The organism is Rhizobium aouanii, assembly GCF_037002925.1.
Taxonomy (GTDB): domain Bacteria; phylum Pseudomonadota; class Alphaproteobacteria; order Rhizobiales; family Rhizobiaceae; genus Rhizobium; species Rhizobium aouanii.
This window is the reverse complement of record NZ_JBAMYD010000002.1, coordinates 318,343-331,439: the sequence shown is the minus strand read 5'-3', so window position 1 is coordinate 331,439 and position 13,097 is coordinate 318,343. Positions and strand designations below refer to the sequence as shown.

Below are 13,097 nucleotides of genomic sequence, written 5' to 3'. Positions count from 1 at the left end.
CTGCGAACGGGTTGATTCGCGGTTTGATGGGAGTGCGCATGGAGCGGCTTGCGGACAGGGTTATCCTCGTCTGGGGTTTCAAACGGTCGCTGCTGGCTATCGCCGCCGGGGCATTCGCGGTTCTGGCGCTGCCGCCCATCGGCTTTTTCGCGGCGATGTTCGTTTCCTTCACGCTGCTCGTCTGGCTGATCGACGGGGCGGCGGCTTCGCCCGAAAGCGGCCTGATCGGCAGGCTGTGGCCGGCGTTTGCCACCGGCTGGCTGTTCGGCTTCGGCTATTTCGTCGCCGGCCTCTGGTGGCTCGGCCATGCGCTGCTGATCGATCAGGAAGAATTCGCCTGGGCGCTGCCGCTGGCAATCCTCGGGCTGCCGGCCTGTCTTGCGATCTTCTACGGCCTGGCGGCCGCCCTTGCCCGCATCGTCTGGTCTGATGGCATGGGGCGGATCCCCGCGCTTGCGGCAGGCTTCGGGCTGATGGAATGGCTTCGAAGCTTCGTCCTCACCGGCTTCCCCTGGAACGCCATCGGCTACGGCATCATGCCAGTTCCGCTGATGATGCAGTCGGCGCATGTGATCGGGGCGATGGGGGTGACGGCCCTTGCCGTCTTCGTCTTTTCTGCGCCTGCCCTTGCCGGGACACGGCAAGGGGCACGAACGGGCATCGCCATCGCCGCCCTCTTCTTTGCCGCCCATCTCGGTTATGGCGCTTACGCTCTCCATCTCGCGCCGCGGCCGGACACATTGCCTGAGGACAAGCGGCCGGTGGTGCGGCTGGTGCAGCCGGCGATCGACCAGACAGCGAAAATGGATAACGACGTCGACCGCGCCGCGATCTTCGAGACGCATCTGAAGCTGTCGGCCGAAGCGCCTGAGAATGGCGGGCGCAAGCCCGATATCGTCGTCTGGCCGGAAACCTCGATCCCCTTCATCCTGACCGACAATCAGGATGCGCTGACGCGGATTGCCGACACGCTCGACGACAATCAGATCCTGATCGCCGGCGCCGTACGCGCCGAGGAGATGGGACCAGGCACGCCACCGCGCTACTATAATTCCATCTACGTGATCGATGGCCGCGGGCAGATCATCGCCGCATCCGACAAGGTGCATCTGGTGCCCTTCGGCGAATATCTGCCCTTCGAGGACGTGCTCACCGAATTCGGTATCCAGAACGTCGTCGAGATTCCGGGCGGCTTTTCGGCCGCCGCAAGCCGGCACCTGCTGGCGCTGCCCGGCGGGCTCAATCTCTATCCGCTGATCTGCTACGAGATCATTTTTCCCGGCGAAATGACCGGTGACATAAAAGACGCCAGCGCGATCCTCAATATCACCAATGATGCCTGGTTCGGCGTGACGCCCGGCCCCTACCAGCATTTCCAGCAGGCGCGGGTACGGGCTGTTGAAACCGGCCTGCCGCTGATTCGCGACGCCAATAGCGGCATTTCAGCGCTGGTGAATGCACATGGGGAAATTATTGCGGGCCTCGGTCTTGGAGAAACCGGTTTCGTCGATGCAACGCTCGATAGCATCCGCGATGGAGCCGGAACGACATTCCCCCGGCAAACATACTTCTGGTTGATCGAGGCGCTGCTGATTTTGATTGCGCTAATTTCTCGCAGAGGTTTTATTTCCGGGTTGAATTGACCAAAAACCCCTAAAATTGCATAGTGATGTCAATCGGCGTTCTTAACGTATGTTTGAAGGTGGGTTCCTCACCGCTTGCAACGTGGCGTTTTGGGATGGATCAGGGGCATGCCGGTTAGAAACAGGTTGAAATTCTTAGCTAGGGCACGACCATGATTGAAAACAAGAAGAAGCCGAATCCGATCGACATCCATGTTGGCAGCCGTATTCGCCTCCGCCGTACGATGCTGGGCATGAGCCAGGAAAAGCTTGGCGAAAGCCTTGGCATCACCTTCCAGCAGATCCAGAAATACGAAAAGGGCACCAACCGCGTCGGCGCAAGCCGTCTGCAGAACATCTCGAACATCCTCAATGTTCCGGTGTCGTTTTTCTTCGAGGACGCGCCGGGCGAACATTCCAGCGGCGGCGGCGGCATGGAAGCCTCCAGCTCGAATTATGTCGTCGATTTCCTGTCGTCCTCGGAAGGACTGCAGCTCAATCGCGCCTTCGTCAAGATTTCCGATCCCAAGGTTCGCCGCAAGGTCGTGGAGCTGGTGAAAGCTCTGGCCGCTGAAGCCGACGCCGACTGAATCAAGACCAGTGCAGAATTCGAGAGGCGGTCGAAAGGCCGCCTTTTTTGCGTTTTTGGGGCAAAATTTGTCACTTTGCCGCAGATATAAAGATATATTTATGTCCTTCTGCGCTTGTCATCAGGCCTCGAACTGAGTACCTACTAGCTGGCTTTATTCTTTGAGGGGAATCCCGAAATGCGCGCAAATTATTTCTTTACCAGCGAATCTGTTGCCGAAGGTCATCCGGACAAGGTCTGTGACCGCATCTCCGACGAGATCGTCGATCTGGTCTACCGCGAAGCGGCCAAGACCGGCGTCAATCCGTGGGGCGTGCGCATTGCCTGCGAAACGCTGGCGACGACCAACCGCGTCGTCATCGCCGGCGAGGTCCGCCTGCCGCCGAGCCTGATGAAGAAGGACAAGGATGGCAAGGACGTCATCAATCCTTCGAAGTTCAAGGCCGCAGCGCGGCGCGCCATCAAGGATATCGGCTACGAGCAGGACGGCTTCCACTGGAAGACGGCAAAGATCGACGTGCTCCTGCACTCGCAGTCGGCCGATATCGCGCAGGGCGTCGACAGCGCCGCCGACCAGCAGGGCGACGAGGGCGCCGGCGACCAGGGCATCATGTTCGGTTACGCCTGCCGCGAAACGCCGGACCTGATGCCGGCCCCGATCTATTATTCCCACAAGATCCTGCAGCTGCTCGCAGTTGCCCGCAAGAAGGGCGACGGCGAAGTCGCCAAGCTCGGCCCCGACGCCAAGAGCCAGGTGACCGTGCGTTACGTCGACGGCAAGCCGTCGGAAGCAACCTCGATCGTGCTTTCGACCCAGCATCTCGACGAGAGCTGGGATTCGAAGAAGGTCCGCGCCGTCGTCGAGCCCTATATCCGCGAAGCGCTCGGCGAGCTGAAGATCGCCGACGATTGCAAGTGGTACATCAACCCGACCGGCAAGTTCGTCATCGGCGGACCGGACGGCGATGCGGGCCTCACCGGCCGCAAGATCATCGTCGACACCTACGGCGGTGCCGCTCCGCATGGCGGCGGCGCATTCTCCGGCAAGGACACGACCAAGGTCGACCGTTCGGCTGCCTATGCTGCCCGCTACCTCGCCAAGAACGTCGTCGCTGCCGGCCTTGCCGACCGTTGCACGATCCAGCTCTCTTACGCCATCGGTGTTGCTCAGCCGCTGTCGATCTATGTCGACCTGCACGGCACCGGCAAGGGTGTTTTCGAGGATCAGGTCGAAGCCGCGATCCGCCAGAACATGGACCTGTCGCCGTCGGGCATCCGCCGTCATCTCGACCTCAACAAGCCGATCTACGCCAAGACCTCGGCTTATGGCCATTTCGGCCGCAAGGCCGGCCGCGACGGCTCGTTCTCCTGGGAGCGCACCGACCTCGTGAAGGCGCTCAAGGAATCCGTTAAGACCAAAGCCGCTGCATGACGGATATGGAACGCCGGGGGCGGGCGACCGAAGCCTTCTTCGGTCGCCGCAAGGGCAAGGCCCTGCGCGAACAGCAGGCCGAGACGCTGAACAGTCTCCTGCCGGCATTCCTGATTGATCTTGCAGCGGCTCCCCCTGAGCCGCTGACTTCCCTCTTCCCGGTTCCGGTCGAAAGATTACGGCTGGAAATCGGTTTCGGCGGCGGCGAGCACCTGATCCACCGCGCGCTGGAGACGCCTTCGACCGGCTTCATCGGTGTCGAACCCTTCGTCAATTCCATGCAGAAGCTGCTGTCGCGCATCGGCGAGACGGGTGCCGCCAATATCCGCGTCTATAATGACGATGCGACGCAACTGCTCGACTGGCTGCCGGACGGCGCACTCGATCAGATAGATCTGTTCTATCCCGATCCTTGGCCGAAACGGAAGCACTGGAAGCGGCGTTTCGTCTCGAAAACCAATCTCGACCGTTTTCATCGCGTGCTGAAGCCCGGCGGCCTGTTCTGCTTCGCCTCCGACATCGATACCTATGTAAACTGGACGCTGATCAAGTGCCGCGACCATGGCGGTTTCGACTGGATAGCCGACAATGCAGCCGATTGGCTGACGCCCTATGAGGGCTGGCCGAGCACACGTTACGAGGCCAAGGCGCGGCGCGAGGGCCGGTCTTCGGCCTATCTGACATTCAGGAAAATCTGAGGCAGCCGGCAAGTCGGCGAACACGCCTGTGATGTTCTTCGCGAGAGCAATCGCGTGGGACGGTGGCCTGATGGTTTCCGACAGCGACAAAAAACCGAACTGAAGGAGTTGCGCTCTGCCTTGCGACGCGTAGCGTCCCGCCTTTGGACCGGTTGCCATTAGCGCTCACGCGACTATTTTCTGTGCTGGCCACCCTCCTCTCAATGGAAGAGAGACAATGACCTGGAGCAAGTCATGTGCCGAAATATAAAACCCCTGTTCAATTTCGATCCGCCAGCGACGGACGACGAAATCCGAGATGCGGCGCTCCAGTTCGTGCGCAAGGTGAGCGGAACGACCAAACCGTCGAAGCGCAATGAGGCCGCATTCGAGCACGCGGTCAATTCCATCGCGGCATGTGCCCGCGAGTTGCTCGATTCGCTGGAAACGTCTCAACCTCCTCGTGATCGCGAAGAGGTAGCGGCAAAGGCGCGCGCGAGAACGGCGGTCCGGTTCGCATAAGAGAGCCCTGTCACGCACAGGAGATCTCAATCAAGGCTCAAATGGCCTTGACGGTCAGTGCAGGCTGACCGTCTTCAATTCGTCCTCCGCAGCCTTGAAGAAGGTGCTGGAGCGGTTGTCCGTCAAAAGGATCGGCGTGCCGTCGGCGCCGAAAAGTGCCCAGAGATCGACGTTCGGATCGATATCCGGCGCCTCGGGAAAGCACTTGGCGACCTCATCGGTCCGCATTTTTCTGATATAGGCGACCTCGCCGTTGCCGATGTGGGCAAGCTCGGATTTGGTCAAGTGAGACGTGGCTTCTTTCATCAACATTCCTGTTCCTCCGGGAGAAGGGACCAACGGTTCGACAAACCGTTGTGCTACTGTGAGACCGAAATGTTAATTTTCTTGACCATGCGCGCCGGTTCCGGACGAATTAGATCGACGGAGAGCAGACCGTTCTTCAGGGCCGCACCCAGCACCTGCATGCCGTCGGCAAGAACGAAAGTACGCTGGAACTGACGGGCGGCGATACCGCGATAAAGATAGTCCCGCTCGCCCTGTTCGACCTGGCGGCCGCGGATCAGAAGCTGGTTCTCCTCAATGGAGACATCGAGTTCCTCCTCGCTGAAGCCGGCCACGGCAAGGGTGATGCGCAGACGTTCCGGCGCGCCGCTGTCGGCGGCGATGCGTTCGATATTATAGGGCGGATATCCGTCGCTCGCCTTGGAAATGCGCTCCAGCGTCTTTTCCATGGCATCGAAGCCCAGAAGCAGCGGACTGGCGAAAGGGGTAATGCGGCTCATCTGTTTTCAAGTCCTTGATGCAAGCGACCATCCCGGACCTCAAGCGCAGCATCCGGATGCGGTTAATATGGGGACAGGAGCCCGGCGCTGCAAGGCATGGGGCGCGACGTGCCAGTGCCACACTCATTTTAAAGATGGCGGCGTCAGGCTGCTTGCTTGACAAAGCGCCTGCTGCCTCGCATCAAAATGGGCCCGCGCGAAATGTGCTGATTTGTGACGGGAAATGAAGAAAATCGGTGCATGCCGAGGCAATGGCACCCGCGAGGATGGAACGGTCGGAATGGCAAGCGCAAGAAAGATCATCATCGACACGGATCCCGGCCAGGACGACGCGGCCGCCATCATGCTTGCCTTCGGCAGCCCTGATGAGCTGGAGGTGCTGGGGATCACGACGGTCGCCGGCAATGTGCCGCTTTCGCTCACCAGCCGCAATGCGCGCATTGTCTGCGAGCTCTGCGGCCGGACGGAGACGAAGGTTTTCGCCGGCGCCGACGCGCCGATCGCCCGCAAGCTGGTGACCGCCGAACATGTGCATGGCAAAACCGGCCTCGACGGTCCGGATCTCGACGAGCCGACGATGGCGCTGCAGTCCGGCCATGCCGTCGACTTCATCATCGAGACGCTGCGCCGCGAGCCGGAAGGTACGGTGACGCTGTGTACGCTCGGGCCGCTCACCAATATCGGCATGGCCTTCCAGAAGGCGCCCGACATCGTCCCCCGCATCCGCGAGTTGGTGATGATGGGCGGTGGCTTCTTCGAGGGCGGCAACATCACGCCGGCGGCCGAATTCAACATCTATGTCGACCCAGAGGCCGCCGATATCGTCTTCCGCTCAGGCATTCCCATCGTGATGATGCCGCTCGACGTGACGCATCAATTGCTGACCCGCAAGGACCGGGTGAAACGCATGGCCGAGATCGGCACGGCGCCGGCAAAGGCCATGGTCGAGATGCTGGAATTCTTCGAACGCTTCGACATCGAGAAATACGGTTCCGACGGCGGGCCGCTGCACGACCCGACCGTCGTCGCCTACCTGCTGAAGCCGGAGCTTTTCAAGGGCCGGGACTGCAATGTCGAGGTCGAGGTCCAATCCGAACTCACGGTCGGCATGACCGTCGTCGACTGGTGGCATGTGACCGAGCGCAAGCGCAATGCAAGGGTCATGCGCCATGTCGATGCGGACGGCTTCTTCGATCTGCTGATCGAACGCTTCGCCCGCATCTAAAGCTTCGGTTTCCCTTCCTCGCGAGGAGGAAGGAAGAGATATCAGGCGTCCTTCTCGTCGAAGACGGAGTTGGTTTCGGCTTCGGCCGGCTTCGGACCGCCCTTGGCGACGCCGACCATGGCCGGGCGCAGCACGCGCTCGCCGATGGTGAAGCCTGCCTGCACGACCTGGACGACCGTGTTGTTCGGCACGTCCGGGTTCGGCACCTCGAACATCGCCTGATGGAAATTCGGATCGAACTTCTGGCCAACCGGCTCCAGCTTGCGAACGCCGTGGCGCTCGAGAGCCGACAGCATGGCGCGCTCGGTCATCTCGACACCCTCGATCAGCGTGCTCAGGCCGGCGTCTGCTGCAGCCTTGGTCTCCGGAGAGATGGCATCAAGCGCGCGGCGCAGATTGTCGGAGACGGCGAGCATATCGCGCGCGAAACCCGCGACGGAATAGGACTTGGCATCCTTTACCTCGCGCTCGGTGCGCCGGCGCAGATTGTCCATTTCGGCAGCAAGGCGCAAATAGCGGTCGCGCAGCTCGCCGTTTTCGGCTTTCAGAAGCTCGATCGGGTCCGGCTGGGCGGGCTCTTGCTGCGCAGTTTCGTTCTCGACGTAGGCGGCGGCGTCGGCTGCGGCATCGGCCGCAGTTGCGTCAGGTCCGTTTTTCGTCGTGTCATCGGTCATGACGGTCTCCGGTTGGTGTCTTCAGATGCGCCCGATATCGAGGTTTGACCGAAAAAAATCAAGTCTGCGTGACAAAGAAGCGAAAATTCCGCGTGCCTGGCAGTTGCGGCGTCAAAGCTGATTGCGCGAGAGGCGGGAGACGAGTTGGGCTGTATAGTCCACCATCGGCACGATGCGGGAATAATTGAGCCGCGTCGGGCCAATGACGCCGACGGCACCGACGATGCGATCGTCATCGTCGCGATACGGCGCGACGATGAGCGACGAGCCGGAGAGCGAAAAGAGCTTGTTTTCCGAACCGATGAAGATGCGCACGCCCGAACCGCTTTCGGCGAGATTGAGGATCTCGATCAGGCTGTCCTTCTTCTCGAGATCGTCGAACAGCAGGCGCAGCCGGTCGAGATCCTCGGCACCGGCGAGGCCTTCGAGCAGGTTGGCGCGGCCGCGGATGATCAGCTGCGTCGGCTTTCCCTCGTCCGGGCTGCCGGCCCAGACAGCGATGCCGCGCTCGACCAGATCGCGCGACAGGGCATCAAGCTCATGACGGACGTCGTCTTTCAGCCGGCTTAATTGTTTGCGAAGCTCCGGCAGGGTCTGGCCGGACATATGGGCATTGAGAAAATTCGCCGCTTCCGTCAGCTGCGAGGAGGTGACGCCCGCCGGCAGCTCGATGATGCGGTTTTCCACCTGATCGTGATCACCGACGAGCACGGCCAGCGCCTTTGTCGGTTCGAGCCGGATGAATTCGACATGTTTCAGCACCGGATCGCTTTTCGAGGTGATGACGAGGCCGGCGCCGCGCGAAATGCCGGATAACATGCGGCTTGCCTCGTTCATCATCGATTCGACGGGATTGCCGCCGCTTTCGGCCCGCACCTGGCGGTCGATGCTGGCGCGCTCCTCGGCGGAGAGGTCGCCGACCTGCATGAAGGCATCGACGAAGAAGCGCAAGCCAATCTGGGTCGGCAACCGGCCGGCGCTAACATGCGGCGAATAGATCAGGCCGAGCTCTTCGAGATCGCTCATGACGTTGCGCACTGAGGCCGGCGACAGCGACATCGGCAGGATACGGGACAGGTTGCGCGAACCGAGCGGCTCGCCGCTTTCCAGATAACCTTCGACGATGCGCCGAAAAATTTCCCTGGAACGTTCGTCCAGCGCAGCTACGGCATCCGAAACCGACGTCGACCTGATGCCCATGAAGCTTTCGAACCCGTGCTGATGATACTTCCCGAAAATATAGTCAAACTAACACCCGTGGCAAAAGGGAATTTGCAAATGAGCGCCGCCAATCGTAGAAGCGGTCAAATAAACCCCAGGAGATAAGAATGCGGCCTTCAGGCAGAAAAATCGACCAGATGCGCAAGGTCTCGTTCGAGCGCAATTTTTCCAAGCATGCGGAAGGCTCCTGCCTGGTGAAGTTCGGCGATACGCATGTGCTCTGCACGGCGAGCCTCGAAGAGAAGACACCGCCTTGGCTGCGCAATACCGGCAAGGGCTGGGTGACCGCCGAATACGGCATGCTGCCGCGGGCGACCGGCGAGCGCATGAAGCGCGAGGCTGCCGCCGGCAAGCAGGGCGGCCGCACCCAGGAAATCCAGCGGCTGATCGGCCGGTCGCTGCGCGCCGTCGTCGACCTGCAGGCGCTCGGCGAACGGCAGATCACGCTCGATTGCGACGTCATCCAGGCCGATGGCGGCACGCGGACCGCCTCGATCACCGGCGGCTGGATCGCGCTTTACGACTGCCTGAAGTGGATGGAAAGCCGCAACATGATCAAGGTTGACCGGGTCCTGAAGGATCATGTCGCCGCCATCTCCTGCGGTATCTTCGCCAGCCAGCCGGTGATCGATCTCGATTACCTCGAGGATTCCTCGGCCGAGACCGATGCGAACTTCGTCATGACCGGCACCGGCGGGATTGTCGAGATTCAGGGCACGGCCGAAGGCACGCCGTTCAGCGAAGGCGAATTCACCTCGCTGATGCAGCTTGCCAGAAACGGCATCGGCGAACTCGTGGCGCTGCAGAAGCAAGCCGTCGAAGGATGAACCCCATGCTGGAAGCCATGTTGGAAACGGCGCTCTATGCGCGGGATCTCGACCAGGCCGAGACGTTCTACGAAGACGTTCTCGGGCTTGAAAAGATCGCTCGCGCCGCCAACCGGCATGTCTTCTTCCGCTGCGGGCCTGGCGTTCTCCTGATCTTCAATCCTAAGGAAACGATGAAGCCGCCGGCGCCTGAAGCACTGCAGGTGCCGCCGCACGGCACCAGCGGCCAGGGCCATGCCTGTTTCCGGGTGTCCGGCCGCAATATCGATGCCATGGCCGAACGGCTGAAGGCGGCCGGCGTGGCGATCGAATCCGAGGTGCGCTGGCCGAACGGCGGCCGCTCGATCTATTTCCGCGATCCTGATGGCAACAGCCTGGAATGCGCGGAGGCTAAAATCTGGGGCATCGAACAGGACATCTGAATGCGCAAGCTTGAAACCAAGACCATCGTCGTCGCCAGCCACAATGCCGGCAAGATCCGCGAGATCCAGGAATTGATCGGGCCGCTCGGCTTCACCGCCAAATCGGCGGCCGAGCTGAATTTCGTCGAGCCGGATGAGACCGGCACGAGCTTCGAGGAGAATGCGACGATCAAGGCGGTCGCCTCGGCCAATGCCGCCGGCATGCCGGCGCTTTCGGACGATTCCGGGCTGGTGGTCGATGCGCTCGGCGGCGATCCCGGTGTCTTCACCGCCAATTGGGCGGAAAGGGCCGACGGCACGCGTGATTTCGACATGGCGATGGCCAAGGTGGAAAAGGCGCTGCAGGATGTGGGCGCGACACAGCCGGAACAGCGCACGGCGCGTTTCATCAGCGTGCTCTGCCTTGCCTGGCCGGATGGGCATACGGAGCTGTTTCGTGGCGAGGTGGAAGGCAGCGTCGTCTGGCCGCCGCGCGGCACGCAGGGCTTCGGCTACGACCCGGTCTTCAAGCCCGAGGGCTACGACATCACCTTCGGCGAAATGAGCGGCGAGGAAAAACACGGCTGGAACGTCGGCAAGCCGCAAGCGCTGTCGCACCGGGCCCGCGCTTTCAAACTCTTTGTTGAAACCTGCCTGGAGGCATAGGGTCGGTTCGTGGACAATTTCGACACGCCAAGCACCTCGCGCGACGCGGCTCTGCTGCCCGATACCGGCGAGCCGGGCTTCGGCGTCTATGTGCATTGGCCCTTCTGCGCGGCGAAGTGTCCCTATTGCGACTTCAACAGCCATGTGCGCCACCAGCCGGTGGATCAGGAGCGCTTTACTTCAGCCTTCCTGAAGGAGATGGCGGCGGTCCGGGCGATGAGCGGGCCGAAGACGGTGACGAGCATCTTCCTCGGCGGCGGCACGCCCTCGCTGATGAAGCCGGAAACGGTCTCGGCCATTCTCGACGGCATTGCGCGGCACTGGCATGTGCCAGATGGCATCGAGATCACCATGGAGGCCAACCCTTCGAGCGTCGAGGCAGACCGCTTCCGCGGCTACCGGGCAGCCGGCGTCAATCGCGTCTCGCTCGGCGTGCAGGCGCTGAACGACCGGGATCTGAAATTCCTCGGCCGGCTGCATGATGTCGCCGACGCTCTGAAGGCGATAAGGCTGGCGCGCGACATCTTTCCGCGCATGTCCTTCGACCTGATCTATGCCCGGCCGGAGCAGACGGTCGAGGAATGGGAAAAGGAGCTGAAGGAGGCGATCTCCTATGCGGTCGACCATCTTTCGCTCTATCAGCTGACCATCGAGGAGGGCACGCCCTTCTACGGCCTGCACAAGGCCGGCAAGCTGATCGTACCGGACGGGGAGCAATCGGCAGTGCTCTACGAGGCGACGCAGGAGATCACCGCGCGCGAGGGCATGCCGGCCTATGAGGTTTCCAATCATGCCCGGCCGGGGGCCGAAAGCCGGCATAACCTGACCTACTGGCGCTACGGCGATTATGCCGGCATCGGTCCGGGCGCCCACGGCCGGCTGACGCGTGGCCCGGAGAAGCTCGCGACGGCGACCGAGCGCAAGCCGGAAACCTGGCTCGACATGGTCGAGCGCGACGGGCACGGCATTCTCGACGAGGAGCGGCTCGGCTTCGAGGAACAGTCCGACGAGCTGCTGCTGATGGGGCTGCGGCTGAGAGAAGGCGTCGATCTCGCCCGCTGGCAGCAGCTTTCGGGCCGCGACCTCGACCCGAAACGCGAGGAATTCCTGCTCGAACACAAATTCATCGAGCGGATCGGTAATTCACGCCTGCGCTGCACGCCATCAGGCATGCTGATCCTCGATTCCGTCGTCGCCGATCTCGCCTGCTGACGCTGATTTCGTGAGTGGTTTTTCCCGCGCGGCGGTGTGTCGCCGCGCAGGCATGTCTCAGCCGTGGCTGGTGGCGCCGGCCTTGAAGAGGCTGCCGGTCGGCGTCTTCAGGAACATCTCCAACGGAATATGCTCCTGGTGCAGGAAGCCGGTCGCCGGCAGCAGGCCGTCGCGGACCATCTCGATGACGGCAACGACGGAGGCTGACGTCGTCCAGGCGATCGCCGTGCGGCGCGCGCCGGCAATCTCGATCGGGTAATAGGCGCGCACGAATTCCTTGCGGCGCAGACTGCCATTCTCGGTGCCTTCGGCGGCAACATGGACATAGACGACATCGTCTTCAACCGGCGGCTTGGCATTGGTCAGGATCTCGCCCGCGAGCTTGCGCTTGTCGCGCATCAACAGCTCGTGGAAAAAGAAGTTCATCAGCTCCATATGGCCGGGATAACGCATGGTCTTGTAATCGAGATTGTCGATCTTGCCGAGCATCGTGTCGCACATGGTGCCAAGACCACCCGACGTCGTGAAGGCTTCGAGCTTGACGCCGCCGACATAGACGGTCTCGTGCCATTCCATCGGCGAGACGAGCTTGCGCACACCGCCCTCGATGACCTCGCAGTCGTTCAGATATTCGTTGACGACGCCCTCAGGCGACCAGTTGAAGGCGTAGCCTAGCAGCCCGGTCGGATGCTGCGGCAGGGCGCCGACGCGCATGCGGATCGACCGGCAGCGATCGAAACCGTCGGCCAGGCTTGCGCCGACGATACCGACGAAACCCGGCGCCAGGCCGCATTGCGGCGCCATCAGGCCGCGTGATGTCTTCGACAGTTCGATGATGAAATTGGTTGTGGGAACGTCTTCGGTCAGATCGAAATAATGAATGCCGCCGAGATGGGCGGCGCGCGCCAGCTCGATGTTCAAATGATAGGGCAGGCAGGAAAGCACCGCCTCGACATTCGAGAGCAGTTCGCCGATCACCTGCGGGTCGGAGATATCGCCGGTGCGGCACTTGAAGGGGACGTCACTCAGGGGCAATTGCGCGTCGACGCCGATAACCTCGAAGCCGCCTTCATGCAAAAGCGTCGCCGCCAGTCGTCCGACCTTGCCCAGGCCGAGAACGGCGATCTTTTTAAAACTCATTCATTCCTCCCACGCGCCGTTTTGGCGCATCAGTCTTTGAGATGCACGTGATGCGCGGGAGGTATAGAATAAAAAACCTATAAAGGAAAACGGCCGGAATCGCT

At 61.5% G+C, this 13,097-nt stretch carries 15 protein-coding genes; 10 read left to right on the top strand and 5 right to left on the bottom strand.

What is annotated here, in order from left to right:
- The first annotated feature begins 38 nt into the window (after positions 1 to 38).
- From lnt to V8P77_RS04955, 5 genes are all read left to right on the top strand, one after another.
- Positions 39 to 1,643: an apolipoprotein N-acyltransferase gene (gene lnt, locus V8P77_RS04975; RefSeq protein WP_335911069.1), complete on the top strand. Its 1,605-nt coding sequence runs from the start codon at positions 39 to 41 to the stop codon at positions 1,641 to 1,643.
- A gap of 152 nt (positions 1,644 to 1,795) precedes the next feature.
- Positions 1,796 to 2,212 (top strand): helix-turn-helix domain-containing protein, encoded by a 417-nt coding sequence (locus V8P77_RS04970; RefSeq protein ID WP_020048186.1) that lies wholly within the window; start codon positions 1,796 to 1,798, stop codon positions 2,210 to 2,212.
- 177 nt (positions 2,213 to 2,389) lie between these two features.
- Positions 2,390 to 3,643 (top strand): methionine adenosyltransferase, encoded by a 1,254-nt coding sequence (gene metK / locus V8P77_RS04965; protein ID WP_335911065.1) that lies wholly within the window; start codon positions 2,390 to 2,392, stop codon positions 3,641 to 3,643.
- Positions 3,640 to 4,341, top strand: coding sequence for a tRNA (guanine(46)-N(7))-methyltransferase TrmB (trmB, locus tag V8P77_RS04960; RefSeq protein ID WP_335911064.1), 702 nt, complete (start codon positions 3,640 to 3,642; stop codon positions 4,339 to 4,341). Before metK ends, trmB begins: the two co-directional genes overlap by 4 nt.
- 234 nt (positions 4,342 to 4,575) lie before the next feature.
- Positions 4,576 to 4,842: a DUF2277 domain-containing protein gene (locus tag V8P77_RS04955; RefSeq protein WP_335911063.1), complete on the top strand. Its 267-nt coding sequence runs from the start codon at positions 4,576 to 4,578 to the stop codon at positions 4,840 to 4,842.
- A 54-nt stretch (positions 4,843 to 4,896) separates the two neighbouring features.
- Here the strand turns inward: V8P77_RS04955 and V8P77_RS04950 are convergent, their stop codons facing one another.
- A complete protein-coding gene (locus V8P77_RS04950; protein ID WP_003544838.1) occupies positions 4,897 to 5,154 on the bottom strand; it encodes a BQ00720 family protein in 258 nt (85 codons plus the stop codon).
- Positions 5,155 to 5,201: 47 nt separating this feature from the next.
- Positions 5,202 to 5,627, bottom strand: coding sequence for an Hsp20 family protein (locus V8P77_RS04945; protein ID WP_335911061.1), 426 nt, complete (start codon positions 5,625 to 5,627; stop codon positions 5,202 to 5,204).
- A 280-nt stretch (positions 5,628 to 5,907) separates the two neighbouring features.
- Between V8P77_RS04945 and V8P77_RS04940 the strand changes: the two genes are divergently transcribed.
- Positions 5,908 to 6,852, top strand: coding sequence for a nucleoside hydrolase (locus V8P77_RS04940; RefSeq protein ID WP_335911059.1), 945 nt, complete (start codon positions 5,908 to 5,910; stop codon positions 6,850 to 6,852).
- Positions 6,853 to 6,893: 41 nt separating this feature from the next.
- Here V8P77_RS04940 and grpE read toward each other — a convergent pair whose 3' ends face one another.
- Positions 6,894 to 7,526, bottom strand: a complete 633-nt coding sequence (gene grpE / locus V8P77_RS04935; protein WP_018244488.1) for a nucleotide exchange factor GrpE — start codon at positions 7,524 to 7,526, stop codon at positions 6,894 to 6,896.
- A 111-nt stretch (positions 7,527 to 7,637) separates the two neighbouring features.
- A complete protein-coding gene (gene hrcA / locus V8P77_RS04930) occupies positions 7,638 to 8,726 on the bottom strand; it encodes a heat-inducible transcriptional repressor HrcA (protein ID WP_012755759.1) in 1,089 nt (362 codons plus the stop codon).
- A gap of 128 nt (positions 8,727 to 8,854) precedes the next feature.
- On the opposite strand from hrcA, the gene rph reads away from it, so the two are divergent.
- From rph to hemW, 4 genes are read left to right on the top strand one after another with little or no spacing between them, the layout of a single operon-like run.
- On the top strand, positions 8,855 to 9,574 hold the full coding sequence (rph, locus tag V8P77_RS04925; protein ID WP_011650181.1) for a ribonuclease PH: 720 nt from the start codon (positions 8,855 to 8,857) through the stop codon (positions 9,572 to 9,574).
- Positions 9,571 to 9,996: a VOC family protein gene (locus V8P77_RS04920; RefSeq protein ID WP_335911048.1), complete on the top strand. Its 426-nt coding sequence runs from the start codon at positions 9,571 to 9,573 to the stop codon at positions 9,994 to 9,996. Before rph ends, V8P77_RS04920 begins: the two co-directional genes overlap by 4 nt.
- Positions 9,997 to 10,641, top strand: a complete 645-nt coding sequence (gene rdgB / locus V8P77_RS04915) for an RdgB/HAM1 family non-canonical purine NTP pyrophosphatase (RefSeq protein ID WP_335911047.1) — start codon at positions 9,997 to 9,999, stop codon at positions 10,639 to 10,641.
- Positions 10,642 to 10,650: 9 nt separating this feature from the next.
- Positions 10,651 to 11,853, top strand: coding sequence for a radical SAM family heme chaperone HemW (gene hemW / locus V8P77_RS04910; protein WP_335911046.1), 1,203 nt, complete (start codon positions 10,651 to 10,653; stop codon positions 11,851 to 11,853).
- Positions 11,854 to 11,910: 57 nt separating this feature from the next.
- On the opposite strand, the gene V8P77_RS04905 is transcribed toward hemW, so the two are convergent.
- Entirely contained in the window at positions 11,911 to 12,993 is a 1,083-nt protein-coding gene (locus V8P77_RS04905; protein WP_335911045.1) for a saccharopine dehydrogenase family protein, read from the bottom strand.
- Positions 12,994 to 13,097 lie beyond the last annotated feature (104 nt).

What these genes read in the sequence shown, in the direction of transcription:
- lnt (WP_335911069.1), top strand. Translation starts at nt 39, where the DNA reads ATGGAGCGGCTTGCGGACAGGGTTATCCTCGTCTGGGGTTTCAAACGG.
- V8P77_RS04970 (WP_020048186.1), top strand. Translation starts at nt 1,796, where the DNA reads ATGATTGAAAACAAGAAGAAGCCGAATCCGATCGACATCCATGTTGGC.
- metK (WP_335911065.1), top strand. Translation starts at nt 2,390, where the DNA reads ATGCGCGCAAATTATTTCTTTACCAGCGAATCTGTTGCCGAAGGTCAT.
- trmB (WP_335911064.1), top strand. Translation starts at nt 3,640, where the DNA reads ATGACGGATATGGAACGCCGGGGGCGGGCGACCGAAGCCTTCTTCGGT.
- V8P77_RS04955 (WP_335911063.1), top strand. Translation starts at nt 4,576, where the DNA reads ATGTGCCGAAATATAAAACCCCTGTTCAATTTCGATCCGCCAGCGACG.
- V8P77_RS04950 (WP_003544838.1), bottom strand. Translation starts at nt 5,154, where the DNA reads ATGTTGATGAAAGAAGCCACGTCTCACTTGACCAAATCCGAGCTTGCC.
- V8P77_RS04945 (WP_335911061.1), bottom strand. Translation starts at nt 5,627, where the DNA reads ATGAGCCGCATTACCCCTTTCGCCAGTCCGCTGCTTCTGGGCTTCGAT.
- V8P77_RS04940 (WP_335911059.1), top strand. Translation starts at nt 5,908, where the DNA reads ATGGCAAGCGCAAGAAAGATCATCATCGACACGGATCCCGGCCAGGAC.
- grpE (WP_018244488.1), bottom strand. Translation starts at nt 7,526, where the DNA reads ATGACCGATGACACGACGAAAAACGGACCTGACGCAACTGCGGCCGAT.
- hrcA (WP_012755759.1), bottom strand. Translation starts at nt 8,726, where the DNA reads ATGGGCATCAGGTCGACGTCGGTTTCGGATGCCGTAGCTGCGCTGGAC.
- rph (WP_011650181.1), top strand. Translation starts at nt 8,855, where the DNA reads ATGCGGCCTTCAGGCAGAAAAATCGACCAGATGCGCAAGGTCTCGTTC.
- V8P77_RS04920 (WP_335911048.1), top strand. Translation starts at nt 9,571, where the DNA reads ATGAACCCCATGCTGGAAGCCATGTTGGAAACGGCGCTCTATGCGCGG.
- rdgB (WP_335911047.1), top strand. Translation starts at nt 9,997, where the DNA reads ATGCGCAAGCTTGAAACCAAGACCATCGTCGTCGCCAGCCACAATGCC.
- V8P77_RS04905 (WP_335911045.1), bottom strand. Translation starts at nt 12,993, where the DNA reads ATGAGTTTTAAAAAGATCGCCGTTCTCGGCCTGGGCAAGGTCGGACGA.